The organism is Ruficoccus amylovorans (assembly GCF_014230085.1).
GTDB classification, from domain to species: domain Bacteria; phylum Verrucomicrobiota; class Verrucomicrobiia; order Opitutales; family Cerasicoccaceae; genus Ruficoccus; species Ruficoccus amylovorans.
Map to the genome: position 1 here is coordinate 578,068 of NZ_JACHVB010000035.1, position 26,149 is coordinate 604,216.

A 26,149-nucleotide genomic window follows, 5' to 3' on the forward strand; every position below is an offset into this window, starting at 1 on the left:
CGCTTGTTAAGTGCCGGCAGTGTGCTGACGCTCTGTGTGGCCGCGCTCACTTTCCTCGGGCTGGTGGTGCTCTCCAGCGCCGGCAAATCCCTCAGCTCAAACCCGTACTTCTACTTTCAGCGCCAGAGCCTTTGGTTGGCTCTGGCGCTGATGGCCGGGCTCTTTACCGCCTTTCTCAACCTCGACACGGTGCGCAAGGGCACCTGGTATATCGTCGGGGTGGCGCTGCTGCTGTTGGTCGCGGTCCTCATCCCCGGTATCGGGGTAAAAGTCAACGGCGCGAGCCGCTGGCTCGACCTGGGGATGATGCGCCTTCAGGTCTCGGACCTGGCGAAGCTGGCCCTGATCTTTGGCATGGCCCATTACCTGGCGCAGAACCAGCGCCAGATCACCAGGTTTTGGGAAGGCTTCGTGCTGCCGTGCCTCGGGCTGGGCCTTGTCTGCGGCCTCATCATGCTGGAGCCGGACTTCGGCACGACCGCGCTGTGCGGCATTGTCGGGCTGTGCATGCTTTTTGTCGCCGGAACGCGGCTGCTCTTTCTCATCCCCAGCGGGCTGCTCGCGCTGGTGGCCTTCAGCGTGGCGGTTTACCTGGACCCCATCCGCCTGCGCCGGGTGACCTCGTTCATGGATGTGGAGGCGAACAAATCCGACAGCGCCTACCAGCTTTGGCAGGGCATCCTCGCCTTCGGGGCCGGGGGTGTGGACGGCGTGGGACTGGGCAACGGACGCCAGCAGCTTTCCTACCTGCCCGAGTCGCACACGGACTTTGTCTTCCCGGTCATCGGGGAGGAACTGGGCTTCATCACAACTGCCGCCGTGGTCACGCTGTTTTTAATCGTCTTTTTATGCGGCGTGTGGAGCCTGCGCCGCGCCCCGAACATGTACCAGTTTCTGCTGGTGTGCGGGGCGCTGTGGTTCCTGACTTTCCAGGCCCTCATCAACATGGGGGTCGTCACCGGCCTGCTGCCGACCAAAGGCATGTCGCTGCCCTTCATCAGCTACGGTGGCTCGAACCTCGTGGTCATGTTCGTGCTGGTCGGGCTGATCCTGAACTGCTTTCGCCACTGGCAAAAACCGGCCCTCAAGCGGCCCCGTCACCTATGAGTACCTTTCTGATCGCATGTGGAGGAACCGGCGGGCATCTGGCCCCCGGCATCGCGCTGGCCGAAGGGCTGGTCGGCGCCGGGCATGAGGCGTGCCTGCTCATCAGCAACAAGGATGTGGACTCGCGCCTGGTCAAGAGCTACCCGCAACTGGAGTTCGTGCGCTCGCCGGGTTGCGGTATGTCGTGGAAACCGCTTGGCTTCCTGCGCTTTCAGTGGGAGCAATTGCGTTCCTTTATCCTGGCCGTGCGGCTTATCCGCCGCCGCAAGCCCGCCGCCATCGTCGGTTTTGGCGGCTTTCTCAGCGTAGGGGTCACGCTGGCGGGTTTCATGCTCGGCTACCCGGTCGTGCTGCATGAGGCAAACCGCCGCCCCGGCCGCGCCATCCGCATGCTGAGCGGGCTGGCCCAGCGGATTTACCTGCCCGAGGGCACGCAACTCAAAAGCCTCCCCCCGCAGACCGTGCGCCACTCGGGCTACCCGGTACGCAAGGAGATCCGCCGCCTGCCGCAGGATGTGGCCCGGCAGAAGCTCGGCATCCAGGTCTCCGGTAAGCTGTTGCTGGTCTTCGGCGGCAGCCAGGGCGCTGTCGCCCTGAATAAGTGGGTGACGGAGAACTTCGACCGCCTGGCCCGCGAAAATATCAGCGTGTACTGCCTGACCGGGCTCAACCACGGCACGATGGGCATGGTCGAGCACAAGCTTGATGACGGGCAAGTGGCCTGCGCCTATTTCGTCCCGTTCTGCGACCGCATGGCCGAGGTGCTCTCAGCCGCCGATCTCGTTGTTTCCCGGGCCGGGGCGGGCAGTATCGCGGAGTTTATCCGCTGCCACACGCCCTCGATCATTATTCCTTTTCCCTTCGCCGCTGACGACCACCAGCGTGCCAATGCCCGCTTCTTTGAGCAGCAAGGTGGCACCATCGTGGTCGAGCAGGAGAATATCTCCTCCCTCACCGACGAAGTTATCGACACCATTTTTAACGACTGGCTCCTGAACAAGATGCGCGAAAATCTGGAGCGACTCGACCGGACCAGCCCGATCGAGCCAATGATCCGCGATCTCGAAAGCATCGCGGCCGAACGCCCCGGCCAGCCCCGTCCCCAGCAAGCATGATGACCCTGCCCGAAAACCTGCAAACCACGCTCCCCGAGGAAGTTTTCCTGCTCGGCATCGGCGGCATGGGCATGGCCCCGCTGGCGGTGTACCTGGCGCAGGCGGGCTGCCGCGTGCGCGGGTGGGACGACAACCTGAAGGCTCCGATCCGCGCCTTGCTGGAGGCACAGGGTATTGAGATTCTGGATACACCGCAGGTGGGGTCGGTGGACTCCTCCTCGCTGGTGGTGCGTTCGAGCGCGGTCGATCCTGCCCATCCGCTGCTGGCCCGCTGCGGCATCGACGCGGCCTGCCTGCGACGCGGGGAGTTCCTCGCCCGGCTGGCTGCGGGCAAAAAACTGGTCGCCGTCGCCGGGAGCCACGGCAAAACCACCACCACCGGCATGCTGATTGACATGCTGCGCGCGGTTGGGTTCGACTTCGGCTACGTGCTGGGCGGGCTTTTCAGCGACGGGGCGACGCCCCCGGCCCGCTACTCGGCGACTTCGCCCTGGCTGGTGGCCGAGGTGGACGAGAGCGACGGCACGATCGAAGGCTTTTCCCCGGCGGTCACGCTCGTGGTCAACCTCGACTGGGACCACGCCGACCGCTACCGCACCGAGGCCGACCTGCGGGCGGCCTTTGCCCGGCTCTTTTCGCGCACGAGCGAGCACATCCTTTTACCCGAAAATTTCCCCTCCGAGGAGGGCGCGGCTGCCCCGGTCCTGCGATTCGAGGCCCCCGGCATCAACTTCAACCTGGACAACGCCAATGCCGCGCTCCAGGCCTGCCGCCTGATTTCTGGCGTGGTGCCGGAGAACCCGCTGGCGGCCTTCCCCGGCATCTGCCGCCGCCAGGACGTGATTCACCGCGAGGAGCGGATGCGGGTCATGGCCGACTATGCGCACCACCCGACGGAGATTCGCGCCCTGCTGGGCATGGTCAAGCACCAGTCCGAGGGGCCGGTGTGGGTCGTTTTCCAACCGCATCGCTACAGCCGCACGCGGCAGTTCGCCCGCGAGTTCGCGCAGGTGCTTGCCGCCGCCGACCGGGCCTGGGTACTGCCGGTTTACGCCGCCAGCGAGCTGCCCGACGCGGGCGGCACGGAGGAGCGCATCCTCAGCGAAGCGCCCGAGTGTCTGGAGGCGGTCAGCCCGGCGGACCTGAACGGCGTGCTCGACCGTGCGCTGGAAAAGGAACGTCCCGCCGCATTGCTTTTTGTCGGGGCAGGGGATATCGACCGGATGGCGGCGCGCTTTGTCCGCGACCGCCAGCAGGCACTCAACTGGCGCGAAGGCCTTTCGACCGGGGCCGTACTCCGGCTGGGCGAGCCGCTGGCCCGCAAGACCACCATCGGGATTGGCGGCCCGGCCCGCTTTTATGCCGAACCGGCCACCGAGGCCGACGTGGCCTACCTCCTGCGCGAGGCGAAGTCACTCGGCCTGCCTGTGTTACCGCTCGGGCGCGGGTCGAATCTGATCGTGGCCGACGCTGGATTTGACGGGCTCGCGCTGGGCTTCCGGCACGAGACCTGGCAGCGGCTGGAGCTCGACCCCGAAGGCCGGATCGTGGCCGGGACGGGCGTGCGCCTGAAGCAGCTTTGCAGCTTTGCGGCGAAAAACGGACTGGGCGGATTTGAATTTCTCGAAGGCATCCCCGGCACGGTGGGCGGCTCGCTGCGCATGAACGCCGGGGCGATGGGGGGCTGGACTTTTGATGTGGTGGCGGAAGTGACCTTCATCGACGCCTCCGGCGCACTGCAAACCTGGCCCCGCGAGCGTTTCCACTTCGGCTACCGCCAGTGCCGCGAGATCGCGCAGGGACTGGCCCTGAGTGCGGTCTTTGCCAGCGGCCAGAGCGGCGAGAGCGAGAGCATCCGCGCCCGCATGGACAGCTACGCGGGCTCCCGCAAGGAGAGCCAGCCGCGCGAGCCCAGCGCGGGCTGCATTTTTAAAAACCCCGAAGGCGGGCACGCGGGCCGGATCATTGATGAGCTGGGCCTGAAGGGCCTGCGCGAGGGTGGGGCGGAAGTCTCCGCCGTGCACGCGAACTTTATTGTCAACACCGGGGGGGCGACCGCTGCCGATGTCATCGCACTGGTGCGCCGCATTCGCGAGACGGCCCGTCGCGAGCGCGGGGTGGAACTTGAGCCCGAAGTCCTGCTGGCCGGGCTGAAATGGGAGGAACTGCTGTGAGTGAACGTCCCCACATCACCGTCCTGTGCGGCGGTCCTTCGAGCGAGCGCGAGGTGTCCCTCGTCTCCGGCCACAGCGTGGCCGAGGCGTTGCGGGCGCACTTCGAGGTGGCGGTGGTCGAGTTCGACCAGCCCGCGCTCCCGAAGGGGCTCGACCCGGAGCGGACCACGATTTTCCCCGCCCTGCACGGAGCCTTTGGCGAAGACGGCCAGATTCAGGCCTTGCTGGAGGCGCGGGGTTTCGGCTATGCCGGTTCCGGTCCCGAGGCCAGCGCCCTGTGCATGGACAAGGCCGCGACCAAGGCCCGCGTTGCCGGGTGCGGATTCGCAGAAGCGCCTGCGTGGGTCTTTTCTTACGACAACATGCCTGCTTCCGCGGCGTTGATCGAGCGACTGGGCGCTCACCTGGTGATCAAGCCGGTGGATCAGGGCAGCAGTGTCGGCCTGCACCTGACGGCTAACCGCGAGGAGCTGGAGCAGGCGCTGTCCTGTCTGACTCCCGGCATCTGGATGGCCGAAGCCTTTATCAAGGGCCGCGAAATGACGGTCGGCGTGCTCGGCGGCGAGGCGATGGGCATCGTCGAGATCGTGCCCAAAGGTGGCGTTTACGACTACCAGCGCAAGTACACCGCCGGGGAGACCCGTTATATTTTTCCCGCCGAGGTGCCGGAGGAACTCGCGGCCCACTGCCGCGACTATGCCGAGCGCGCCTTTGCCGCCTGTGGCTGTCGGGACTTCGCCCGGGTGGACTTTATTTTGACGCCGGACGGGCTGCCGTATTTTCTGGAAATTAACACGATCCCCGGCCTCACGCCGACCAGCCTCTTGCCCAAAAGCGCGTCCTGTCGCGGGCTCTCGTTCGAGGAACTGGCACGCCGAATGGCCGAACCCGCCCTGCGACGGGGCCGCGCGCACGCGACAAATGCAAACCCCGGAGCCGCCCCGCACAGCGACGGAAACCCTCAACTGACCTGAGTCATGGCCAAGAAAAAAACAGCTAAAAACCAATCCTCCTCCTGGCACAGCATCAAGCAGAGCTCGGCCGGGCGCGGCCAGACGAAGGTCGCCCGTAAGCGTCGCTGGGCGATCAGCGCCCGCATGGCCGGGGCGGTGTTCGCGGTCTTGCTCGTTCTCTGGGGCATTGCCGGGGGGCTTTACTTCCTGAACACCAAGTCGGAAAAGCTGACCGTGGTCGGCGCGAGCGGACAGTTGCGCAATATCTACTTCCAGACTGACGGGGTGCTCAGCCGCGACTGGCTGATGGAGCGGATCGACCTTCCTCGCGAAATCGCCCTGGCCGATGTGGACATCGAGGGCATCCGCCGCCACCTGTTGAGCGCCGGGCAGACCCGCGAGGTTTCGGTCGAAAAGCGTTTCCCGGACTCGCTCGTGGTCAGCGTGCGCGAGCGCCGTCCGGTCATGCGGCTGGTCATTGTTGACGCCTCGGGCCGCCGTGGTTTGCGTCTGGTCGATGCCGAAGGGGTCGTGTATCAGGGTTCCCACTACGCACCGGACCAGCTTGAACCGCTGCCCTTCCTCGATGTGGCCTCCATTGGTCGGGAGGGCGACGGCTACGCCCCCGTGGCGGGCATGACCACCATCTGCGAGCTGATCGACCTCGCCAAAAACGGCTACCCCGAGATATTCGAGAACTGGCGCATCGTTTCCGTGCGGAACTTTCAGGGTGATCCCGCCGAGCTGGGCGCGACGATCAAGGTCGTCACCCGCGACAAGCAGGAACTGGTCTTCGCCCCGAGCGGGTTCGACAACCAGCTCTCGCGCCTGCGCAAGATTTACACCCGCCTGGAGGAGCGCCCCGTCGGGCAGGTGCCCCGCATCGACCTGAGCTACCAGGAACCTGTTCTCACACTGGCCCAGTCGCAGGGCCGGACCAGCCGCAGCCGCTAACCGATAACGTAAGATCCCATGAGCCAAAGCAAAATCGTCGGAGCCGTCGAAATCGGAACCACCCACGTGGTGGCACTGATCGGGGAAATCGTTAACGGACGCAGCCTGAACCTGATCGGGATGGCCGAGAGCTCCAGCTCGGGGGTCAAGAAGGGGGAGATCACGGACTTCCGCGCCGCCAGTAACTGCGTGCACGCCGCCATCATGGGGGCGGAGAAAAGCGCGGGCGTGCAGGTCGAGGCGGTTTACCTCTCACAAACCGGGGGGCATTTGCAGGGCTTTCACCACGTCGGCTCGGTCAATGTCTCTTCCTCCGAGAACCGCGTGAGCGCCGATGACATTCAGCGCGTCATCGACGACGCTAAGGGTAAGGAACTCTCCGCCGAGCGCGTCTATATCCACCACATCAAGCACGGCTTCCGGCTCGACGGCGAGGCGGTGGACAAGCCTTTGAACCAGCCTGGCAACAAGCTGGAGGTCAGCTACTGGTCCGTCCACGGCGACGAGGCCCGCGTGCGCGACCACATCCACATTATCAACGGCTTTGGCCTGCCGGTGGAGGACATGATCCTCTCCAGCATCGCCACGGCGAGCATGGTGGCCACGGCGGAGGAAAAGCGCCGCGGCTCGCTCGTGCTCGACATGGGCGGCGGCACGACGGACTGGGCGGTTTACCGCGACGGGGTTATCATGCGTACAGGGGTGGTGCCGGTCGGTGGCGACCACCTGACCAACGACCTCGCCCTGGGCCTGCGCGTCAACCGCAAGTACGCCGAAAAGCTCAAGAAGCAGTTCGGCAAGGCCTTCGTCGAAAAGGACGACAAGGGCGAGAAGGTCTGGATGGTCGGCGACCAGATGATCGGCGACCGCTACCTTTCGCGCCAGTCGCTGGTGCAGATTATCGAACTGCGGCTGGATGAGCTTTTCCAGATTCTCAAAAAGCAGTTGGGCGAATTCGCCGACGAGGAAGTGCTTCCCTGCGGGGTGGTGCTCAGCGGCGGGGCCTCGGTCCTGCCCGGCATTCCCGAACTGGCGGGGAAAATCCTCGGACTGCCGGTGCGCGTCGGCTCGAACCCGGACTGGGTGCGCGAGGATTTGCGCGGCCCCGGCTACAGCACCGCGCTGGGCCTGATGCACTACGCCCTGACCGGCCAGCATCAGGAGGAGTTCACGGCTCCGCCAGCGCCGAAGGGCTTGATGAAAAAGGTGAGCAAACTGTTCTCGATCTGAACCAAGGGAGGGTAGCACGGGATGGAAGCAGACAACTTTAAAAACCAAAACAGCATGTTCAGCGGCGAACTCAGCGAAGAGTCCACCCGCATCAAGATCATCGGCGTGGGCGGTGCGGGGACCAACGCGGTGGACCGGCTCCAGCTCGACCGCAGCGGCTCGGTCAAGCTCGCCGCCATCAACACCGACGCCCAGGCGCTGGCCAGCTCCCCGCTGCCGGAAAAGCTCATGATCGGCCGCAAGGTCACGCGCGGGCTCAGCACCGGGGGCGAGAGCGAGCTGGGCAAGAAGGCCGCCGAAGGCGACGCCGATGCCATCCGTAACCTGCTGCGCGGGATGGACCTGATTTTCCTGCTTGTCGGACTGGGCGGGGGCACCGGCAGTGGAGCCGCCTCGGTCGTGGCCAAGCTTGCTGCCGAGGAGGGGGCGCTCGTTATCGCCTTTGTCACTTTGCCGTTCACCATCGAGGGAGCCAAGCGCCACCAGCAGGCCGAGGACGCCTTGGGCGACTTGCGCAAGACCTGCGACGCCGTTATCCCGCTGCCTAACGACCTGCTCATGCAGATGCTCGACGACAAGGCGACCGTGCTCGACGCCTTCGCGCAGGCCGACATCTGGATCGACCGCGGCGTGCGCTCGATCTGCACCATGCTTTCCCAGACCGGGCTGATCAACCTCGACTTCGCGACCCTGCGCAAAGCCTTCTGCAACCAGGGCGGCAAAACCCTCTTCGGGCTCGGCCACGGCGAGGGCGAGGACTGTGTGGCCGCCGCCATCGAGGATTTAAAATCCTGCCCGCTGCTCAACCTGCCCGAGTACGCCCGCAAGGCCGACCGGCTGCTGGTCAACATCGTCGGCGGCACGGACTTGGGTATTCGCCAGGTCAACGAGATCATGAGCGTGGTGACAGAGCAGTTCGGCAGCCGCGAGAACACCATTCTGGGCGCGGTCATCGACGAGAGCCTCCAGAACACGGTGGAGATTTGCGTCATCGGTACGACCGATGTAGCCGGAAGTCGTTACGTGCGGCAGGTGACTCGCAAGAGCGCCCCGGCCCCGGCGGCAACCCCGGCCTTCGAGGACGAGGAGCCGGAAGAGCCGCTCCTGCGTACAGCCTCGGCCACCCAGACCGTGCACCCGGTCCATCGCTCTAAGCTGAAAAAGACCGTCGGCGCGGACGGAATCGAGAGCCAGGAGGAGTTTTTGTTCGTCTCGGAGGAGGAGCAGCGCGGGTATTTTGAGAAGACCGAGCGCAACCTCTACGAAGGCGAAGACCTTGACGTGCCGACCTACCTGCGGCGCGGCGTGCGCATCCCGGTCTGAGGTTGAGCGCAGGGGATTTTTTCTGGCCACAGAGCACACAGAGGAGGCACAGAACTCCCGGTCGGTCAGTAGATCAGGTAGGGCAGGACGAAGAAGGCGAACAGAATGCCGATGCAGATCCCGATGCCGATCGCGAGGCAGCCGATTTTTTGGCCCGTGCTGAAGGTGCCGAGATCTTTCGGTGGCGTCTCTGGGGCGTAGAGGGGGGAAGGTCCATCGCCGCTTGCTGATGGCGTGTGGGGGGCAGCCGGGGCGGGGAGGATTCCCGGCGGACCGGAAACAGGTTGCTGGCTGGTCGTGGTGCGGAGAGGGGACGCGGGCGGAGCGTCGGCTTCGTCTGCGCCAGACTGAGCGAGCAGATGATTGACCAACTGGAGTTGCTGTTCCAGTGCGGCCTTTTGCTTGAGCAGGTCTTCGCGTGAGATTTCCATGCCTCTGTGAGCCCCAGCATGCGACGGATTTGCGTCCCGGTAAAATAAAAAAGCCCGGGAGACCCGGGCTTTGACAAATCCTTTATGAAAAAGGGAACTTAGTTGGCGGCGGCAGCGGCTTGCTCGACGATGGAGACCTTGCGGTGGGCGCGGTCCCATTCGACGATGCCGTCCTTGAGCGCAAACAGCGTGAAGTCACGACCCAGGCCGACATTGGCGCCGGGGTGCATCTTCGTCCCGCGCTGACGCATGAGGATGTTACCGGCGATCACACGCTCGCCGCTGTACTTCTTGACGCCCAGCATCTTGGGCTTGCTGTCGCGTCCGTTTTTGGAAGTTCCCTGGCCTTTCTTATGTGCCATGACAAATAATCTCCTTTATCCCTTTATGGATTCAATTTTGATGACGGAAAGCTCCTGACGGTGACCCCGGCGACGTTCGTAGCCGTGGCGGCGCTTTTTCTTAAAGATGCGGACTTTTTCGCCGCGCTTGTTTTCCAGCACCTTGGCGGTGACGCTGGCACCCTCGACGGTCGGCGTGCCAATGCTGGCGTCTTTGCCTTCGCCCAGAGCCAGAACGCTGTCGATCGTTACGGTGTCGCCGGAATTGGTGTCAGGATAGCGGTTTACGATGAGGATGTCTCCTTCGGATACGGTAAACTGACGCCCCTGGGTTTTGATAATCGCTTTCATGGGAAAAGGGAGGAGCAAAGCGTGTTTTGTGTTAAACTCAAGCCCTTTTTTGAAAAAGTGTATCAGGCTTGCCTGCACGGAGTCTTTTTCCTAAGCTCCCCCGCTTAATATTATGGATCGGTCACTATGCCGTAAGCGGGCCTTGCTGGTCAAGAGCCTGTGTATGTCTTTTTTCCTTCCGCTGTGGGCGGACGGGGCCAATGAGCACGTCTGGGAGGTCTGGACGAACAAGGAGGGCCAGCGCATCAGCGCCGAACTCGTCCAGCAGGAGAAAGACGGCGTCGAGTTGATCCGTGAGGCCGATGGGGTGCGTTTCAGGCTCAAGCTCGACGAACTGGACAAGCAGGACCAGGAGTACTTGGAAAAGCGCTGGGACGCCCTGGAAAAACGGGCCAAGGGGGCCGAGGCCCTGCGGGAAAAGTTCCCGGCGCCGCTGCGGCGCGACATTTACCGGCTGGAGTCGAACACTTTCAGCTTCAATGCCCCGAAAAAGGGCGAAACGCCCTACAAAACGCTCGAAGTCACCGGCGACGGCTTTTATGCCCGTTTCGAGCGGAATTTCCGCTTCGTCACGGGGGAGGCCTTCGACAGCCAGCTCGACAACATCAAGAATGCCATCGCCAAAGAGCTCAAGCGCGAGAATGACAAGGCCGGGGGCACGACCCTGATGGCGCTCCAGTCGCAGCTCAACGCAGAGTGGCTGGAAAAAAGTCTCAAGCCCTACTACGAGGAATGGCGCAAGCTCCAGAAGGAAACCGCCCTGCCGGAAAAGCCTAAACCCGCCGAACCGAAGGCCGCGGAGACCAAGCCCGGTAAGCCTGCCGAATCGGCCAAACCCGCCGCCCCCACGGAAGCGACCGGCAAGGATCAGGCTGCCACCCCGGCAAGCGGGACAAGCGCCCCGACTCCGGCCTCCACCGCGACCCCAGACGCGACTCCGGCGGCGGAAAAAACGAAGCCCGCTCCGGCTGGGAAGGCCGCAGCTAAAGCCGAGGGCAGTCAGGAAGGGGAAAAGCCGAAGGAAGGGGCTTGACCCGTTCGGGTTTCGGTGGAGAGCTTTGTTCGATGGAAGTCGAAACGGCCAGGAAGTATTTTTGTCAGTCCCAGGTGGTGGATCACTACGCGCAGGCGGCCAACCGGGTCGGACTCTGGGTCTCGGAGGAGAAGATTTTTACCCGTCTGTTCAACTGGGACGACTCGCTGCTGGAGCTGGGCTGCGGCGCGGGTCGTATCGCCATCGGGCTGTGGGAGATCGGCTATCGCCGCATCACCGCCGTCGATTACTCCCGCGAGATGGTGGCCGAGGCGCGTCGGATCAATGAGGGCTTCGAGTACGGGGTTTTCTTCCACCACGGCGATGCCACCCGGCTCAAGTACGAGGACGAGACTTACGAGGGGGCCATTTTCGGTTTCAACGGGCTGATGCAGATCCCCGGACGGGAAAACCGCCGGCGAGCCATGCGGGAGATTCACCGCGTGCTGGTGCCCGGCTCGTGGTTTGTCTTTACCACGCACGACCGCGACTCCCACTGGCGCAAGTCCTTCTGGAGAGAGCAGAAACAGCTCTGGAACGAGGGCCGCCAGCATCCCGATCTGGAGATGTTCGGCGACCTCTACTACGAGGCTCCCGAGGGCGGCATGATGTTCATCCACACGCCGACCTGCGAGGAGATTCGCGAGGATCTCAAGGCCGCGGGCTTCCGTGTCGAGGCCGATACCCTGCGCCACCAGATTGCCAACGAGCCGCCCGTGGTCCGCGACTTCGCCGACGAGTGCCGGTTCTGGGTCGCCCAAAAACCGGGGCATGCCCCGGGCCCCTAGATGCGCTGCGGCGCATTTGGATGGCATTTCCTGAAGAAATGCCAGGAGGCGAGAATGCCGGGATGGCCGGGCGGGGCGCAGAGTCGTCTTTGGCCAGTGGAGCTAGTGTCCCGTGAGCTAAGTTACTCGCATAAGTTTTTGGGGTGCAACCCAGTTTGGATGCTCCTCAGGGATTGTTGCTTTTAGCAAAGCTAAAAGCAACAATCCCTGACGCGATGCGGCAGCATCGAAAGTGCAGGCTATGCCTGCTGTGGGGCTTGGGGGCGCACAGCCCCCAAAATTATATCAAGAATTTAGCTCACGGCACACTACCGAAGCCTGATGGTCAGGCAGGCGGGAGCGTTTGTTTGAGCACAGCCTCATCCATCTCGTAGCGGCCGACGCGGGTGGCGGGGCCGACCATGTTGATGGAGAAGTCCTCGCCGATGCGGATGCCGATGTCGCCACCGGGACAATGGACCGTGATGTCGCGGTCGCAGGCTCCCATCTTGTGGGCGACAGCGGCGGCGGCGCTGCTGCTGGAGCCGGAGGCCAGGGTGTAGCCCGCGCCGCGCTCCCATATCTCGATCTTGATGTTGTTGCGGTCTAGGATCTGGAGGAGCTGGACGTTGGTGCGGTTGGGGAAGCGTCCGATCATGGTTTCGAGGATCGGCCCCAGTTCGCAGGCGAGTTCCTTGCTCACTTTGTCCATTGGGAGGACGACATGCGGATTGCCAATGGTGGCGGCGTAAGAGCGCCAGGTCTTGCCCTTGATTTCGACCGGTTCGTCGAGCACTTCGCGGGGCTCGCCGGTGACGGGGATTTTCTCGCTGTGAAAGCTGACCCTGCCCATTTCGACTTCGATGGTGTCGCCACCGTCGCGTACCTCGCAGGTGACGATCCCGCCGAGGGTTTTTACGGTAAAGGGCTTGTCCGTGACCCGCCCGGTGTCGAACAGGTAACGGGAAAAGATGCGCAGGCCGTTGCCGCTTTTTTCGGCTTCGCTGCCGTCCGGGTTGAGGATGCGCAGCGCGAAGTCGGCTTCGTCCGTCTTTTCCGGGCCGTAGAGGATGCCATCCGAGCCGAGGCCGAAGTTGCGGTGGCAAATTTTGACCGTGTCCTCGGGAGAGGGGCACTGCGGGCAGTCCTCCGGGTCGAGCACGAGGTAGTCATTGCCAAGGGCGTGGTATTTGGAGAAAATCATCCGGGAATTTAAGTCGCCGCCCGGTGGGGACATCAAGCCCAATTCACGTGCGCCAGCGTGGAACGGCGGGGCGGACAAGCGGGCGGCACTCGGAGTGCGTTCGGGCGGTGCAAACCTGTATGCCGTATCACCTGGCGTTAATCTCGGCGGGCGCTTGCTTCCGGGTTGAATTCGCGGGCCGGGGCGGTCAGCCTATCGCGAGCATGGCAGACTCCCCTGATAAACTCTCCCTCTGCGGCCTGTGGGTCGATCCCGAAGGCGTTGTCCACCTGGCCGAAGCCGCCGCCCATGAGCCCCGGCGTACCCGGCAGGCGGATTTTCGGCCCTTTCTGTGGAGCCGCGGCGGGGCGGGGGATGAGTTGGCGGGCGCGGGCGCGTTCGACCGGCTACAGCGTTTTGATTCGCTGGAGACTTATCAGGAGGCGGTCAAGGAACTGTCGGGCGCGGACTGTGTGACGGTTAAGCCGCTGGAGCATCAATACCTGCTGGAGACGCGGGAGCGGATTTTCGGCGGGCTCCACTTTGGGCAACTGCGTCGCTGCCAGCTCGACATCGAGACGGCCTGCTCGGTGCCCGACGGCTTCCCCAGCCCTCGTCGCAAGGAGGATCGCGTGCTGGCCATCGGCCTGCGCATGGACGGCGAGAACCGCTTCCTGCTGCTGGAGGAGATGACCGACGCCGCCGAGCGCGTGTTGCTCAAGTCGCTCAACGAGGCGCTGGAGCAGATGGACCCGGATGTGATCGAGGGGCACAACATTTTCAAGTTCGACCTGGACTACCTGCGGCAGCGCTTTCGCCGTTTCAAGGTGCCCTGCCGCTGGGGGCGCTTCGGGCAGGAGGCGTCGTGGCGCAACAGCCGCATCCGCATCGCCGAGCGCTGGGTGGACTTCCCGCGCTGCGATCTGCCGGGGCGCACGGTTTTCGATACCTACCTGATGATCCAGGTGTACGACGTGACCACACGCGACCTGGCCTCGTACTCTCTGAAGGAAGTGGCCGTCCACCTCGGCATCTCCGACCGTGCGACACGGACGTACCTCAAGGCCGAGGCGATTCAGAAGGCCTTTACCGCGGACCGGGAAACCTTCCTCGGCTACCTCGGCGACGACCTGCGCGAGACCGCCGGGATCGCCGACCTGCTGCTGCCCACCTATGTGGCGCAGATCAAGAGCTTTCCCATGACCTTACAGGAAGCCTGCCTGCGCGGCACAGGAGGAAAGGTGGACTTGCTTTTTCTGGAAAAGTATTATCACGCCGGGCAGGCCCTGCCGGAGCCGCCGTCGGTGAGCGCGTTCGAGGGGGCGTACTCGCGCAGCTTTGTCTCCGGGGTACACCGGCATGTGCTCCACTACGACGTGGCCTCGCTTTACCCGAGCCTGCTCCTGCACATCGGGCGCAACCCGGCGGGCGACACGCTCGGGATTTTTATTCCCATGCTGCAAGAGCTGCGCACCGAGCGCCTGCGCTACAAGGCGCTCGCCCGCGAGGCCGCCAGCGAGGAACTGCGCCGCGAGTATCAGGCGCGACAGGCGAGCTTCAAGATTTTGATCAATTCTTTTTACGGCTACCTCGGATTTGGCGGGGCGCGCTTTGCGGACAGCGAACTGGCGGCCGAAGTCACCCGGCGCGGACGCGAACTGCTGGTCAAGCTGATCGAAGCCTTCGAGTTGGAGGGGTGTACCGTGCTGGAGGCCGATACGGACGGGATCTACGTCAGCTCGGAAAAGGACTTCGACAATCCGGAGGGGCTGCTGGCTCGTGTGGCGGGCGACTTGCCACTGGGGATCGACCTGGAGTTCGACGGCAGCTACCCGGCGATGCTCTGCTACAAGGCGAAGAACTACGCCCTCTATGATGGCGAGCAACTGCGCATCCGCGGCTCCGCCCTGCGCTCGCGCGGGATCGAGCCCTATCTCAAGGCGTTGACCGACCAACTCATCCGCTACCTCCTGGGGATGGATGCCACGCCTCCGGGCGAACTGATCGCAGCGTATCGAAAAACAATTACGAGCGGTGAGATGCCGGTTGCCGAACTGGCCCGCCGCGAATACCTGTCGATGAATCCGGAAGCGTACAGCAAGAGTGTCGAAACTTCGAAGAAGCCGCGCCGCGCCTCGCTGGAAGTCGCCTTGAAAATGGAGCCGCAGCCGCGCATGGGCGAGCAGGTGGCGTACTTCCTCACCTACGGGGACAAAAAGCGCGCTCCTGACTGGCAGATCGCCCGCCCGCTGGCGGACTACGACCCTGAAACCTGTCCCTACAACGCCGACGCCTACCTCAAGAAACTTGACGACTGGGAAAAACGCTACGAGGAATTTTTACCCGGCGGCGCGGAGCAGACGGAATTGCTTTAGGGAAGCGCCCCGTTTAATGGGCGACCGCGTCGAGGGGTTTTTCGGCGGCGGGTGAGGCGACGTGATCGACGAAAAAGTCCGCTGTCAACTCGCTGATGGTGTTGAGGTCGGGGCTAATCTGCTTGCCGCCGACGGGGCGGAAGACGTGGTTTGCGTTTTCCACCACGACCAGCTCGCAGGGCACGCCAAGGGTGTCGGCCTTGTCCTTGAAGCGGCGTGAATGCTCAAGGTGAACGACGGAGTCCGCGTCCCCGTGGATGAGGAGCGCGGGCGGGTCCTTGCGGGTGAGGTGGGCGAGCGGGCTGATCTCGATGAAAGCGACCGGGTCGTCCTCGACCGTGCGTCCGATGCGCTTGCTCAGGTCGCGCAGGTTTTTATTAAATTCGACGGAAATGGGCTCGTATTCGAGCATGTCAGTGGGCGGGTACCAGGCGACAACGGCTCGGATGGGAGCGCCGCCCTCGGGGTTCGGGTTGTCGCCCTGGAGGGCGCTTATCGGCGCGGTGGCGCACAGCAGGGCCAATTGCCCGCCAGCCGAGCCGCCCCAGACGAAAACGTTTTCCGGGTCTACTCCCAGCTCATCTGCGTGGGCGAAGATGTAGCGAAGCGCGTCCATGCAGTCCACCGCGCAGGTGCGCATGTAGCGGTCCTTCGCGGCATCTACGAGTTGGTACTCGACCGCGATACCGAGAAAGCCTTGTTGGGCCAATTGTTCGAAAACCAGCTTCTGATTGGGGCCGAGGTTTTTCCCACCGCCCGTCCAGCCGCCGCCGTGCAGGTAAATGTGGGTCGGGTAGGGGGCCTCGCCGCTCTGCGGGTAGTAAAGGTCGAGCACGTTGGCCGGGCTGGTGGCCTTGTAGGCGACATCCTTGACGACCTTCGCGTAGGGGCCGGGGGTGGCACTCTGAGCGAAAGCAGCCCCAGCAGTAAACATCAGCGCGAGCAACGCGGCTGTGGCGGGAAGCAGACGAAAATACATGCCGATAGCCTGAAGGAATCACGACAGAAGACAATGCCTATTCGCGTTCGGCACACATGAGGGGGCGATGAGAAACGCCCTTTTTTTTCTGACCGGAACTGCCTAAAACTCCATGTTCTGTGTGGCCGGGGGCAGGATCTTGTCCGCGTCACGGGAGAAGGCGCAATCGACGAGAGTGTCGTTTTTATCCGACTGGTAGAAGTCGAAGCGGGCGAACAAGACCCCGTCGCGATAGCCGTAAAGGACGTAGTACTGCCGGTAGCTGACCGTGATCTTGCGGACGAAAATCGGCTCTGCCTTCAGCAGCACGCCAAAAAGACTTTCGGCCTGACCGAATTCCTTGCTCATCAGCTTGGCGAAGGCGTTGCGGTTGCTCACGAGCGGGGTGGCGTTGGTCAGGGCGGTGATAGCCGAGCCGCTTCCGCCGCGCGTGTAGGAGTTGATGCTCTGGACGAGGGCGTCGGGGAGCTGATTGAAGCCCACCCGGTTGGCCGGAGGGGTGACGTCCTGCACCTCGATAACTTCGGCAAAGCCAGTCAGGGGTGCGAGAAGGGACAAGGCAAAGGTGGTGGCAGCAGCGAGGTATCTCATGGAATCATACTAACGCATATTCTGCTCAGGGAAAGCCCGAAACGATGCTCAGCCCGGCGGCCAACACGGCACAAAAAAGCCCGCGAAAGACGACTCCTTCGCGGGCTTGGTTGGAAAATGTCGCGGTGACGTTTAGGCCTGTGGGCCGACCTTCTCCAGCAACTGGTGGAGGCGGTTAATCATGGCGCGGGGATCCTCCAGCATGCCGGCGGAGATGAGCGCGTTGTCATAGACCTGCTCGGCGACGAGCTTGGCGGTGTCGGCGTCCTTGTCCTTGAGTTCGGCCAGGTGCTTGATAAGGCCGTGGCGCGGGTTGATCTCAAGGTTAACGAGGGTGGCCATATCCTTCTCGCCATCTTCGCCGCGACTCTGGGCGATGGCCTTCATCATGCGGCGCATGTGTGAGGTCATCATCTTGTCGGCGTTGAGGGCGAGCGCGGGGCTGTCCACCAGACGCTTGCCCGCGCTGACTTCCTTGACCCGGTTTTCGCCGAGAGTTTCCTTCAGCCAGGCGCAGAGGGCGTCGAGTTGCTCCTTGGGCAGTTCCTCTCCTTCGGCTTCCTTGGTGGCGTCGCCGAGGTCGAGCTCGTCCTGGTCGGCGCTGACAATGTCCTTTTCCTTGAACTGGCGCAGGTGCTGCATGACGAAGTCGTCGATCGGCTCCAGGCAGTAAATGACTTCCAGCGAGCGGGCCTTGAACGCCTCCAGGTAGGGGCCGGACTCGATGGCCTTGCGGCTGGGACCGGCGAGGAAATAGATCGCCTTTTGCTCGGGCTTCATGCGGTCCACGTAGGCCTGCAGGCTGGTCAGCTTGCCCGGTTCGGTCTCGGAGGACTCGAAGCGCAGCAGTTCGGAGAGCTTTTCGCGGTGCGTGAAGTCCGTGGCCACGCCTTCCTTCAGGAAGACGCCGAAGGTGCGCCAGATCTTTTCAAACTTCTCGGCGTCCTTGCGGGAGACTTCGGCCAGGTGCTTGATGAAGCGTTTGCTGATGACCTCGCCCAGGCGCTTGACCAGGGAGCTGTCCTGCATGGACTCGCGGGAAATGTTCAGCGGCAGGTCGGCGGAATCGACCACGCCCTTGAGGAAACGCAGCCAGTCGGGAAGGAGTTCGGGCGGCTCGGGGTCGATAAGGATCTTGCGGCAGTGCAGGGCGACGCCGGGCTCGGTGCGCCCGAAGCCGAGCAGCTCGGGATTCGAGCCGGGGATGTAAATGAGGGCGTTGACGGCCAGCGGCGCGTCGGCCGAGAAGTGCATCCAGTCCATCGGCTCGTCAAAGGCCTTGGCCTGGAACTTGTAGAACTCCTTGTATTCATCTTCGGATACGTCGTTCTTGTTCTTGAGCCAGACGGCCTGGGTGGTGTTGACCTTGGTGCCGTTGAGGTTGACCGGGAACTCGATAAAGCTGGAGTAGCGCTCCAGGATGTCCTTAACGCGGCTCTCCTGCGCGAAGTCTTTGTACTCGTCGAGCAGGGTGATGACGATCTTGGTCCCGCGGCGCTGGCCCTCGGAGGGCTCGATGGTGTACTTGCCCGAGCCGTCGGAGGTCCACAGGAAGCCTTCGCCGTCCTTTTTCCAGGTCCGGGTGAAGACCTTCACTTCCTTGGCGACCATGAAGACGCTGTAAAAACCGACCCCGAACTGGCCGATGAGGTTTTCGTTCAGACCGCCGTTTTCCTTGATCGCGGTGAGGAACGCCTTCGAGCCGGAGTGGGCGATGGTGCCGAGGTTCTCGACCAGTTCGTCACGGGTCATGCCGATGCCGAAGTCCTGGATCGTGATCGTCCCGGCCTTGTCGTCGGTGGTGAGGTTGATTTCCAGCGGCAGGTTGTCATCGAAGATGTCCTTCTCGGTGAGCTGCGTGTGGCGCAGCTTCTCCAGCGCGTCGGAGGCGTTGGAGACGAGCTCGCGGACGAAGATGTCCTTGTCCGTGTAGAGCGAGTGGACGACGATATCGAGGACCTGTTTGACCTCGGCCTGGAATTCGTGGGTTTCGGGTGCTTGTGTGGACATGGTTGTACCTCCGTTGAGGATAAAATGGTTTTATGGAAAACGGTTAATTGAGCCACGATCCGCGCACGGGTCAAGTCTCCAACCGTCCTTTGCCTTCGGTGGGGTCCGGTCGTGTCATCAAAATTATCTCATGTCGGCGCTACTGCGCCCAGGCGGGGACTTCGCCCAGGACGATCCCGAACAACGGCACGAGCACGAAGTACAGGATAATGGGGATGAGCACGATGGCGATCAGGTTCAGCCCGAAGCCGCAGCGCACCATGTCCGGGATGCGGACGTAGCCTGAGCCGAAAACGATGGCGTTGGGAGGGGTCGCCACCGGCAGCATGAACGCGCACGAGGCGGCAATGGCGGCGGGAGCGAGCAGCAGGAGCGGGTTTTCGCCGATGCCCAGCGCGATGCCGCCAAGCAGCGGCATGAGCATGGTGGAGGTGGCGGTGTTGGAGGTGAACTCGGTCAGGAAAATCACCAGCACCGTCACGCCCACCACGATGGCGAAGAGGGGCAGGTTTCCCAGCATGTTGACGTGGCCGACGATCCACGCGGCCAGCCCGGACGAGCCGAAGGCGTTGGCCATGGAGAGGCCGCCGCCGAAAAGGATGAGCACGCCCCAGGGCAGCTTGGCCGCCCATTCCCAGTCCATGACGAAGAGGCGCTTACGGTAGTTGACCGGCAGCACAAACAGCAGCAGCGCTCCGGCCATAGCCACGGAGGCGTCGGTCAGCATGGCGGGATCGGGAAACAGATGCGCCAGTTGCGGGCGGAAAATCCACCCCAGCGCCGTGCACACGAACACGACCGAGGTCCAGCGCTCGGCCTTGCTCATCGCGCCCATTTTTTTCAGTTCCTCGGTGATGATGTTGCCCGCATTGGGAAGCTCCAACCGGGGCATGCGGTTGGAGACGCGGGTCAGCCACAGCCAGGCCAGCGGCAGGAAAAGCACCGTCAGCGGCACGCCCACCTTGAGCCATTGGGTGAAGGTGATTTCGTAGCCGTAGGTCTTGCTCAGGTAGCTGGCCAGCACGGTGTTCGGCGGGGTGCCGATAAGCGTGGCGATGCCGCCGATGGAGGCGGCGTAGGCGATGCCGAGCATGAGGTTGAGGGCGAGCGGACTCATGGCCGCGCGCGCGTCCTCGCGTCCGTTACGCAGAAGCTCCTCCGTCACCTGGGTGATGACGGCCATGCCGATGGGCAGCATCATGACGGTGGTGGCGGTGTTCGAGACAAAGGCTGACAACAGCGCCGTCGCCACCATGAAGCCCAGCACCAGCCGCCCCGGTGAAAAGCCGACGGTGCGGATTACGTGCAGGGCGATGCGCCGGTGCAGGTCCCAGCGCTGCATGGCCAGCGCGATGATGAACCCGCCCATGTACAGAAAAATCAGGTGGCTGGCGTAGGGCTCGGTCGCCTCCGCCGTGGGCATGACCCCGAGCGCGGGAAAGAGCACGATGGGCAACAGGCTGGTGGCCGGGATCGGGATGGCCTCGCTGATCCACCAGGTCGCCATGAGAAAGGTGACGGCGGCCACGCGCTGGGCCTCGACCGACATCCCTTCCGGCGTGGGCATGAACAGGATCAGCAAAAACGCCGCCGGGCCGAAAATCAGCCCGACCCGCTGGCGCATGCCAAAGTCGCGCGAATGGTCGTCCGGGTCGCGGCGGGAGTCTTTTTGTACCCGGTAGTGCTGTTCGGCCGGTGAGGCTTCGAGCACGCCGGCGAGTTCTTCGGATTCGGGGTGTTTATTGCTCATGCAAGTGGGCTCATGAGGGGCGCGAAAGGTGCGCGGAATGAGAGAAAATGTTTGTTAAAGCGTTTTCGGTAAAGTGACAGCCGTCACAGAAAGGCAGAATGGCTAAATGGTTAAAATGGCTAATCGTTGTTTTCCGCGTTCAGTATCCAACAATTAACAATTAGCCATTTAACCATTCAATCATTGTGGCTATCATATTTTTCAAAACGCTTCGGACGGGTGAGGCGGCCTATTAAAGAGTAACCGGAGCCGTGGGTGCAAGACACAAGCGCCTGCATCTCCGCAAGAACGCGATACACTCTTGGTGGCTCAGGCTGTCTCGCCGGGACAACGGGTACTCAGGCCGGGTTGCTGTTACGGCCGCGGCGGGTGTGCTGGTAGTGGCTGAGCACTTCAGCCATACGGTGCAGGGTGACGGGCTTGCTAAGGTAGTCGTTCATCCCGGCCTGGAGGCATTTCTGGCGGTCGCCCTGCATGGCGTGGGCCGTCATGGCGATGATGTGAATGTCCTGCTGGCGGATGCCGTGGTAGCCCTCGCGGATGGCGCGGGTAGCCGCGTAGCCGTCGAGCCGGGGCATCTGGCAGTCCATCAGGATGCAATCAAACTCCCCGGCCCGCAACAAATCGAGCGCTTCATGGCCGTCCATCGCGAGGTAAACTTCGCAGCCGAGTTTTTCCAGAATGCCGATGGCGACGGCCTGATTGGCCTCGCTGTCCTCGGCCAGAAGGACGCGCATGGGCTCGACCGGCGGGAGTGGAGCGGTGGCGTTCTCGACCGGGCGGGCGCTCTGGCGGCGCGAGGCGGGAAGTTCGGGCCGCGTGCTGTGCAGGGCGCTCTCCAGATCGGAGGGGCAGACGGGTTTGTAGAGGGTTTTATTGACGCCGTACTCGCTGAATTTTTTCCGGTTTGAGCTTTGTCCGACGATGGTCAGCAGGATGACGCGCAACTCGTCCAGGTCGGGGTCTTGGGAAATCTGCCTGCACACCTCAAGCCCGTCGGTCTCGGGCATGTCGAGATCGACCAGCACGTAGTCAAAAGACTCACCCCGCTCGTAGGCCTCGCGGACGGCGCGCAGGCCGGAAGCCGCACAGTCGGCGCTCTGGGAGGAAATGCCCAGCAGGGCGATCTGGCGGCAGAGGATGTCGCGGGTGAGGGCGTGGTCGTCGATGACGAGCGCCCGCAACTGCGGGGGAAAGGGATGGGCGGTACGGCGGCGTTCCGAGGGCCCGGCCCCGCCCAGCGGCAGGTCGAACCAGAAGGTCGCTCCCTGGCCCTTGGAGCTTTCGCAGCCCATGAAGCCCTCCATCAGGGTGACGAGTTTGCGGGAAATAGCCAGCCCGAGGCCGGTGCCGCCGTACTTGCGGTTGGTGGAGCCGTCGCCCTGGATGAAGGCCTGGAAAAGGCGTTCCTGGTCGGGGCGCGAGATGCCGATGCCCGAGTCGTGGACCTCGGTGCGCAGGAAAAGCCCCCGGTAGGCGTCGCGCTCGATCCGGATCTTGACTACGACTTCGCCGGCACCGGTGAATTTGATGGCGTTTCCGAGCAGGTTAATCAGCACCTGGCGGTAGCGCAGCGGGTCGGTGACGAGCCACTCGGGGACATCGGCGTCGATGTCGAGGATGAACTCCAGCCGCTTGCTGGCGGCGGCTTCGGCCAGCGTGTGGACGATTTCCTCGATCAGTTCGCGGATAGGGGTCTCCTCGGGGTTGATCTCCAGCTTGCCCGCCTCGATCTTGGAGAAGTCGAGGATGTCGTTGATGATGTTGAGCAGGGAGTCGGCGCTCTTATGCACCGTGGTGGCGAAGTGCCGCTGCTCCTCGCTCAGCTCCGTCTCCATGAGCAGGCTGACCATGCCCGCAATGCCGTTCATGGGGGTGCGGATCTCGTGGCTCATGTTGGCCAGAAATTCGGACTTGAGCCGGGTGCCTTCGAGGGCATCGTCGCGGGCGAGCGACAACTCGGCGTTGGCGGCTTCGAGCTGGTCGGCGAGCGATTCGAGCTTGGCCTTCTGCTCTTCGAGGGTGGAGTGGTTCTGCTCCAACTGGCGGATTTTTTCCTCCAGCAGGCTGTTCTGGAAATGGATCAGCGTGTCAACGGCGATCAGCCCGACGAGCTGCTGCGCGGCATCCACCACGAGGATATCCTCGTAAAAACGCTCGCTCGGGCGGGAGAAAACGCGCTTGAGCACGGCGGGGATATCGGCGTTGACCGGGACGATCTCGGGATGGGCCAGCAAATGGTCGCGCACGGGGCGCTTGGCGTAGATCGAGTGTCCGAAGCGCGAGCCGAGTTTTTCGTTTATCCGGTCCCGTGAGCACAGGCCGATGGCGCGACCGTTCTCGGTCACGGCCATGAACTTATACCGGTGCCGGGCGAATTCCTGTTGCGCGCCCTCCAGGCTCAGATTCCCGGGAATGGCGTGCGCGTGGCCTGCCAGCGCGGGCAGACCCGTTTGTGCCGCCTGCTCGGGGCGGTCGGCGTTGTTCGCCATTGCCATCGCCGGAGCATTAAAAGGTTTTCAGGCCGGGTTGCCATCACGAAATGCGTTCGGCGGCAAAAGATTACGAGTCCTGCCGAGCTGAAGCGCCGTCCGTTTCGATTTTTCTATCTATATTTGGGGGCTGTGCACCCCCAAACCCCGCAGCAGCCGAAGGCTGCACTTTCGATGCTGCGCATCGCGTCTGGGATTACGGCTTTCAGCGTCGCTGAAAGCCGTAATCCCAGAGGAGCATCCAAACTGAGTTGCCCCCAAATATAGATAGAAAAATCGAAGCAAATGGCGTTGCTAGTCGTCGTCCTGCTCGTGGCCGGTGGCCCGGTCGAGGGCGTCGAGGACGATGCCGGGGGTAAGGAGCGAGGGTAGTTCGAGCGGCTTGTCGAGGTGGGGTGAGTAGATGATATTAAAGGGGACGGCGGACTTGCCGAAGCTGGCCAGGGCGGCGGTGATGGCTGGGTCTTGCGCGGTCCAGTCGGCCTTGAGCAGGGCGACGTTGTCTTCCTTCATCGCCTCAAGCACCTCCTCGGAGGTGAAGACGACGCGCTTGTTGACCTGGCAGGTGGCGCACCAGCGGGCCGTAAAATCGACGTAGATAATGCGCTTGTCGGTGCGGAGTTTTTTCACCAGTTCGGGCGACCAGGTCTGCCAGACGAGGTCCTTTGGCGGGCTGTAAAAGCCTACCCCGAGGGAGGCGACGAGCACGATGAGCGCCCCGGCGATACCGAGGCTGCGGCCCTTACGGGCAAAGGCCCCGTAGTGGCCGTAGAGCCAGCAGGCCAGTGCCACGCCGACGAGGGCAAACAGGAGGTTGAGGAAGCGCTCGGCCTCGACCAGCCCGGCCAGAATCCAAACCAGGTAGGCGACGGTGGCGTAGAGCAGGAACGCGAGCCACTTTTTAAACGTGTCCATCCACGCGCCGGGGCGGGGGAGGATTTTGGCCAGCTTGGGGACAATGCTGAAAAACAGGTACGGGAAGCTCAGGCCCAGCCCGATGACGGTAAAGAGCAGCACGGACTGCACCGGGGGCAGGGCGAGGGCGGCACCGAGGGCGGGGGCGAGGAAAGGGGCCGCACAGGGAGTGGCCACCAGCGTGGCGAGCACGCCGGAGAAAAACGACCCGCTCAGGCCGCTGCGGGCAGTCAGGTTACTGCCTACGCCGACCGCCGACATGCCCACCTCGAAGACACCGCTCATGTTCAGGGCAAAGGCGAGCAGGACGACCGTCATCCCCAGGACGAAGCCGGTGGACTGGAGCTGGAAGCCCCAGCCGAGCTGTTCGCCTCCGGCCCGCAGCACGAGCAGAACTGCCGCCAACGCCCAGAAGCTAAGCAGTACCCCGAGTGTGTAAACCAGCCCGTGGGCGAAAATCCGCCCCTGGCTTTCGCCGCCCTGTTTAACGAAGCCCATGATCTTCAGGCCCAGCACCGGGAAGACGCAGGGCATGAGGTTCAGGATCAGCCCGCCGGTGAAGGCGAAGCCAAGCAGCACCGCGAGCGGAGTCTGTGTGCCGCTGCTCGCCGCGGGCGGCTCAGTTCCAAGCTCGGCATCGACGCGCATGGCGGTCGGGCCACCTTCGGCCAGCCAGCCGTTTTGCGAATGAAGCACGCCCCTGAGCGTCTTGATGTCGTCCGGGGCGTATTCGCTGCGGACGACTTCGAGGGTGAACGTGCCGTTACCGGAGGGTTGGAAAACCTGCGGCTGGGCCGGAGCCGTCACCGGCTCGCGGGAGAAAAAGTACACGTCTTCCGGCGTGGGATTGGCGTCCCCGTGCGGGGTCAGGGTGAGCACGAAGCCTGTTTCCGCCGTGTGGGCGTTGACGCTCCACTGCGCGGAAAGGTCCTGCGGCCACGTCTGCCGGGTTTTTTCAAAGGCGGAGGCCCACTTGCCGGGAGAGGGCTGGCCGGGCTTGACGGGGAGGGTCAGCGTCACCGTGCCCCGTCCGGGGACGCATTCGTTTTCGTCGCATTCGAGCCAGGTGACGTGACCGTTGAGGGTAAGGGATTGGCCCTTGAAATCCTTGCCCAGCGTGACGGGGAAGAGCAGGAACACCTCGCTCTCGAACACGTAGTTGATGATCCCGGCCTGTTCGTAGATGTGGGGCGCGGGCCAGCGGAAGGGGCCGGCCTCGACACCCGCCGGGAGACGGTCCCAGGTGACTTTGGTGGTCTCGCCGAATTCGCCGGGATTGATCCAGTAGGTGTGCCAGCCGGGGTCCATCTTCATCCGCAGGGCCAGCCAGGCGGTGGAGCCGGGGGCGAGGCTGTCCGTCTCGGATACCAGCTCGATCTGCGTGTGCTGGGACAGGGCAGGGCGTTTGAAGCCCGTCAGCGCCGGGACGAGAAGAAGGCAGAGCAGAATAAAGACAGGGCTACGCATGCTGAGTGTGTCGGCTCAGACGCCAAAGCCTTGCAAAAGTTCCCTTTTTACAGGGCGCGGAGGGAGGTCCGGCGCCTGAATCCGCTTGTTGACGCGGAAGCGTTTTACTTGTTGTGGGTGTACTGGATGGCGAGGGCGCGGAAGGTCGTGTAGTCCGTCGAGTAGCCGGAGCTGTAGCCCACGCCGCCGCCGTATCCGTAGCCATAATACCAGTCATAGGGATAGCCGGTGGTCTGCCAGAAGCTTTCGTTCTGCTCACGCGAGGGCAGAACGATGACGGCGTCGGCTCCCAGTTCGGCGGCCTTTACTCGGAACATCTGGTAAATGTTGCCCTCGTTGGGCTGGCTGGAGGCGCTGGTGTAGGTCATGATCCCAAGCTCATGGTAGGGCTGGGCGGGCTGTTTGGCCACGTAGATGACCACGTCGGCCGGATCGATCGGGGCGCTCGGAGCCGCCGTGGGCGTGCCGGTGCCGACCGGGTTGTTCAGCGGATAGTACTGAACCTGGGGCGGTTGACAAGCGGCCAGGAAAAGGCTGCCGACGATAAGGCTGAGCGCGAGGAGGCGGTTCCGAAGCGTGGTCATGGCGTTACACATTGTGGATGAGGC

The 26,149-nt window shown here is 63.3% G+C and carries 21 protein-coding genes; 10 read left to right on the top strand and 11 right to left on the bottom strand.

Annotation, left to right across the window (positions count from 1 at the left end; all coding sequences use genetic code 11):
• Positions 1–21 precede the first annotated feature (21 nt).
• Genes ftsW through H5P28_RS14000 form a run of 7 tightly spaced genes read left to right on the top strand, consistent with a single transcriptional unit; the run spans position 22 to position 8,856 of the window.
• Positions 22–1,107 (top strand): putative lipid II flippase FtsW, encoded by a 1,086-nt coding sequence (ftsW, locus tag H5P28_RS13970; protein ID WP_343075480.1) that lies wholly within the window; start codon positions 22–24, stop codon positions 1,105–1,107.
• Positions 1,104–2,222, top strand: coding sequence for a UDP-N-acetylglucosamine--N-acetylmuramyl-(pentapeptide) pyrophosphoryl-undecaprenol N-acetylglucosamine transferase (locus tag H5P28_RS13975; RefSeq protein WP_185676322.1), 1,119 nt, complete (start codon positions 1,104–1,106; stop codon positions 2,220–2,222). The genes ftsW and H5P28_RS13975 overlap by 4 nt, the downstream gene beginning before the upstream one ends.
• Positions 2,219–4,396, top strand: coding sequence for a UDP-N-acetylmuramate dehydrogenase (gene murB / locus H5P28_RS13980; protein ID WP_185676323.1), 2,178 nt, complete (start codon positions 2,219–2,221; stop codon positions 4,394–4,396). Before H5P28_RS13975 ends, murB begins: the two co-directional genes overlap by 4 nt.
• Complete coding sequence (locus H5P28_RS13985; RefSeq protein ID WP_343075481.1) at positions 4,393–5,370, top strand: D-alanine--D-alanine ligase family protein; 978 nt, start codon at positions 4,393–4,395, stop codon at positions 5,368–5,370. The genes murB and H5P28_RS13985 overlap by 4 nt, the downstream gene beginning before the upstream one ends.
• 3 nt (positions 5,371–5,373) lie before the next feature.
• Positions 5,374–6,303 carry a cell division protein FtsQ/DivIB gene (locus tag H5P28_RS13990; RefSeq protein ID WP_185676325.1) on the top strand — a complete coding sequence of 310 codons (930 nt, stop codon included), beginning with the start codon at positions 5,374–5,376 and terminating at the stop codon, positions 6,301–6,303.
• Positions 6,304–6,321: 18 nt separating this feature from the next.
• On the top strand, positions 6,322–7,533 hold the full coding sequence (gene ftsA, locus H5P28_RS13995; RefSeq protein WP_185676326.1) for a cell division protein FtsA: 1,212 nt from the start codon (positions 6,322–6,324) through the stop codon (positions 7,531–7,533).
• Between the two features lie 21 nt (positions 7,534–7,554).
• Positions 7,555–8,856, top strand: coding sequence for a cell division protein FtsZ (locus H5P28_RS14000; protein ID WP_185676327.1), 1,302 nt, complete (start codon positions 7,555–7,557; stop codon positions 8,854–8,856).
• Between the two features lie 65 nt (positions 8,857–8,921).
• Here the strand turns inward: H5P28_RS14000 and H5P28_RS14005 are convergent, their stop codons facing one another.
• The 3 genes from H5P28_RS14005 to rplU form a co-directional block, all read right to left on the bottom strand.
• Positions 8,922–9,287 carry a hypothetical protein gene (locus tag H5P28_RS14005; protein ID WP_185676328.1) on the bottom strand — a complete coding sequence of 122 codons (366 nt, stop codon included), beginning with the start codon at positions 9,285–9,287 and terminating at the stop codon, positions 8,922–8,924.
• Positions 9,288–9,385: 98 nt separating this feature from the next.
• A complete protein-coding gene (gene rpmA / locus H5P28_RS14010) occupies positions 9,386–9,649 on the bottom strand; it encodes a 50S ribosomal protein L27 (RefSeq protein ID WP_185676329.1) in 264 nt (87 codons plus the stop codon).
• A 15-nt stretch (positions 9,650–9,664) separates the two neighbouring features.
• Complete coding sequence (gene rplU / locus H5P28_RS14015) at positions 9,665–9,979, bottom strand: 50S ribosomal protein L21 (protein ID WP_185676330.1); 315 nt, start codon at positions 9,977–9,979, stop codon at positions 9,665–9,667.
• Positions 9,980–10,091: 112 nt separating this feature from the next.
• Between rplU and H5P28_RS14020 the strand changes: the two genes are divergently transcribed.
• Both H5P28_RS14020 and H5P28_RS14025 read left to right on the top strand, forming a co-directional pair.
• The gene (locus tag H5P28_RS14020; protein WP_185676331.1) at positions 10,092–11,012 is read left to right on the top strand and encodes a hypothetical protein; all 921 of its coding nucleotides are present in this window, start codon (positions 10,092–10,094) and stop codon (positions 11,010–11,012) included.
• Positions 11,013–11,044: 32 nt separating this feature from the next.
• Positions 11,045–11,800, top strand: coding sequence for a class I SAM-dependent methyltransferase (locus H5P28_RS14025; RefSeq protein ID WP_185676332.1), 756 nt, complete (start codon positions 11,045–11,047; stop codon positions 11,798–11,800).
• A gap of 325 nt (positions 11,801–12,125) precedes the next feature.
• On the opposite strand, the gene dapF is transcribed toward H5P28_RS14025, so the two are convergent.
• The gene (gene dapF, locus H5P28_RS14030) at positions 12,126–12,983 is read right to left on the bottom strand and encodes a diaminopimelate epimerase (protein WP_185676333.1); all 858 of its coding nucleotides are present in this window, start codon (positions 12,981–12,983) and stop codon (positions 12,126–12,128) included.
• Between the two features lie 203 nt (positions 12,984–13,186).
• On the opposite strand from dapF, the gene H5P28_RS14035 reads away from it, so the two are divergent.
• Complete coding sequence (locus H5P28_RS14035; protein ID WP_185676334.1) at positions 13,187–15,337, top strand: DNA polymerase domain-containing protein; 2,151 nt, start codon at positions 13,187–13,189, stop codon at positions 15,335–15,337.
• A 13-nt stretch (positions 15,338–15,350) separates the two neighbouring features.
• On the opposite strand, the gene H5P28_RS14040 is transcribed toward H5P28_RS14035, so the two are convergent.
• The 7 genes from H5P28_RS14040 to H5P28_RS14070 form a co-directional block, all read right to left on the bottom strand.
• Positions 15,351–16,316 carry an alpha/beta hydrolase gene (locus H5P28_RS14040; protein ID WP_185676335.1) on the bottom strand — a complete coding sequence of 322 codons (966 nt, stop codon included), beginning with the start codon at positions 16,314–16,316 and terminating at the stop codon, positions 15,351–15,353.
• 102 nt (positions 16,317–16,418) lie between these two features.
• A complete protein-coding gene (locus H5P28_RS14045) occupies positions 16,419–16,907 on the bottom strand; it encodes a hypothetical protein (RefSeq protein ID WP_185676336.1) in 489 nt (162 codons plus the stop codon).
• 132 nt (positions 16,908–17,039) lie between these two features.
• Complete coding sequence (gene htpG / locus H5P28_RS14050) at positions 17,040–18,917, bottom strand: molecular chaperone HtpG (protein WP_185676337.1); 1,878 nt, start codon at positions 18,915–18,917, stop codon at positions 17,040–17,042.
• A gap of 139 nt (positions 18,918–19,056) precedes the next feature.
• A complete protein-coding gene (locus H5P28_RS14055) occupies positions 19,057–20,667 on the bottom strand; it encodes an SLC13 family permease (RefSeq protein WP_185676338.1) in 1,611 nt (536 codons plus the stop codon).
• Positions 20,668–21,005: 338 nt separating this feature from the next.
• The gene (locus tag H5P28_RS14060; protein WP_185676339.1) at positions 21,006–23,165 is read right to left on the bottom strand and encodes a response regulator; all 2,160 of its coding nucleotides are present in this window, start codon (positions 23,163–23,165) and stop codon (positions 21,006–21,008) included.
• 288 nt (positions 23,166–23,453) lie between these two features.
• Entirely contained in the window at positions 23,454–25,541 is a 2,088-nt protein-coding gene (locus tag H5P28_RS14065; RefSeq protein WP_185676340.1) for a protein-disulfide reductase DsbD family protein, read from the bottom strand.
• A gap of 104 nt (positions 25,542–25,645) precedes the next feature.
• Positions 25,646–26,125, bottom strand: coding sequence for a hypothetical protein (locus H5P28_RS14070; RefSeq protein ID WP_185676341.1), 480 nt, complete (start codon positions 26,123–26,125; stop codon positions 25,646–25,648).
• Positions 26,126–26,149 lie beyond the last annotated feature (24 nt).

Coding starts and splice junctions, on each gene's coding strand:
- H5P28_RS14020 (WP_185676331.1), top strand. CDS start 10,092: ATGGATCGGTCACTATGCCGTAAGCGGGCCTTGCTGGTCAAGAGCCTG.
- htpG (WP_185676337.1), bottom strand. CDS start 18,917: ATGTCCACACAAGCACCCGAAACCCACGAATTCCAGGCCGAGGTCAAA.
- H5P28_RS14025 (WP_185676332.1), top strand. CDS start 11,045: ATGGAAGTCGAAACGGCCAGGAAGTATTTTTGTCAGTCCCAGGTGGTG.
- H5P28_RS14005 (WP_185676328.1), bottom strand. CDS start 9,287: ATGGAAATCTCACGCGAAGACCTGCTCAAGCAAAAGGCCGCACTGGAA.
- dapF (WP_185676333.1), bottom strand. CDS start 12,983: ATGATTTTCTCCAAATACCACGCCCTTGGCAATGACTACCTCGTGCTC.
- H5P28_RS14035 (WP_185676334.1), top strand. CDS start 13,187: ATGGCAGACTCCCCTGATAAACTCTCCCTCTGCGGCCTGTGGGTCGAT.
- murB (WP_185676323.1), top strand. CDS start 2,219: ATGATGACCCTGCCCGAAAACCTGCAAACCACGCTCCCCGAGGAAGTT.
- H5P28_RS14055 (WP_185676338.1), bottom strand. CDS start 20,667: ATGAGCAATAAACACCCCGAATCCGAAGAACTCGCCGGCGTGCTCGAA.
- rpmA (WP_185676329.1), bottom strand. CDS start 9,649: ATGGCACATAAGAAAGGCCAGGGAACTTCCAAAAACGGACGCGACAGC.
- rplU (WP_185676330.1), bottom strand. CDS start 9,979: ATGAAAGCGATTATCAAAACCCAGGGGCGTCAGTTTACCGTATCCGAA.
- H5P28_RS14045 (WP_185676336.1), bottom strand. CDS start 16,907: ATGAGATACCTCGCTGCTGCCACCACCTTTGCCTTGTCCCTTCTCGCA.
- H5P28_RS14000 (WP_185676327.1), top strand. CDS start 7,555: ATGGAAGCAGACAACTTTAAAAACCAAAACAGCATGTTCAGCGGCGAA.
- H5P28_RS14070 (WP_185676341.1), bottom strand. CDS start 26,125: ATGACCACGCTTCGGAACCGCCTCCTCGCGCTCAGCCTTATCGTCGGC.
- ftsA (WP_185676326.1), top strand. CDS start 6,322: ATGAGCCAAAGCAAAATCGTCGGAGCCGTCGAAATCGGAACCACCCAC.
- H5P28_RS14040 (WP_185676335.1), bottom strand. CDS start 16,316: ATGTATTTTCGTCTGCTTCCCGCCACAGCCGCGTTGCTCGCGCTGATG.
- H5P28_RS13990 (WP_185676325.1), top strand. CDS start 5,374: ATGGCCAAGAAAAAAACAGCTAAAAACCAATCCTCCTCCTGGCACAGC.
- H5P28_RS13975 (WP_185676322.1), top strand. CDS start 1,104: ATGAGTACCTTTCTGATCGCATGTGGAGGAACCGGCGGGCATCTGGCC.
- H5P28_RS14065 (WP_185676340.1), bottom strand. CDS start 25,541: ATGCGTAGCCCTGTCTTTATTCTGCTCTGCCTTCTTCTCGTCCCGGCG.
- H5P28_RS14060 (WP_185676339.1), bottom strand. CDS start 23,165: ATGGCAATGGCGAACAACGCCGACCGCCCCGAGCAGGCGGCACAAACG.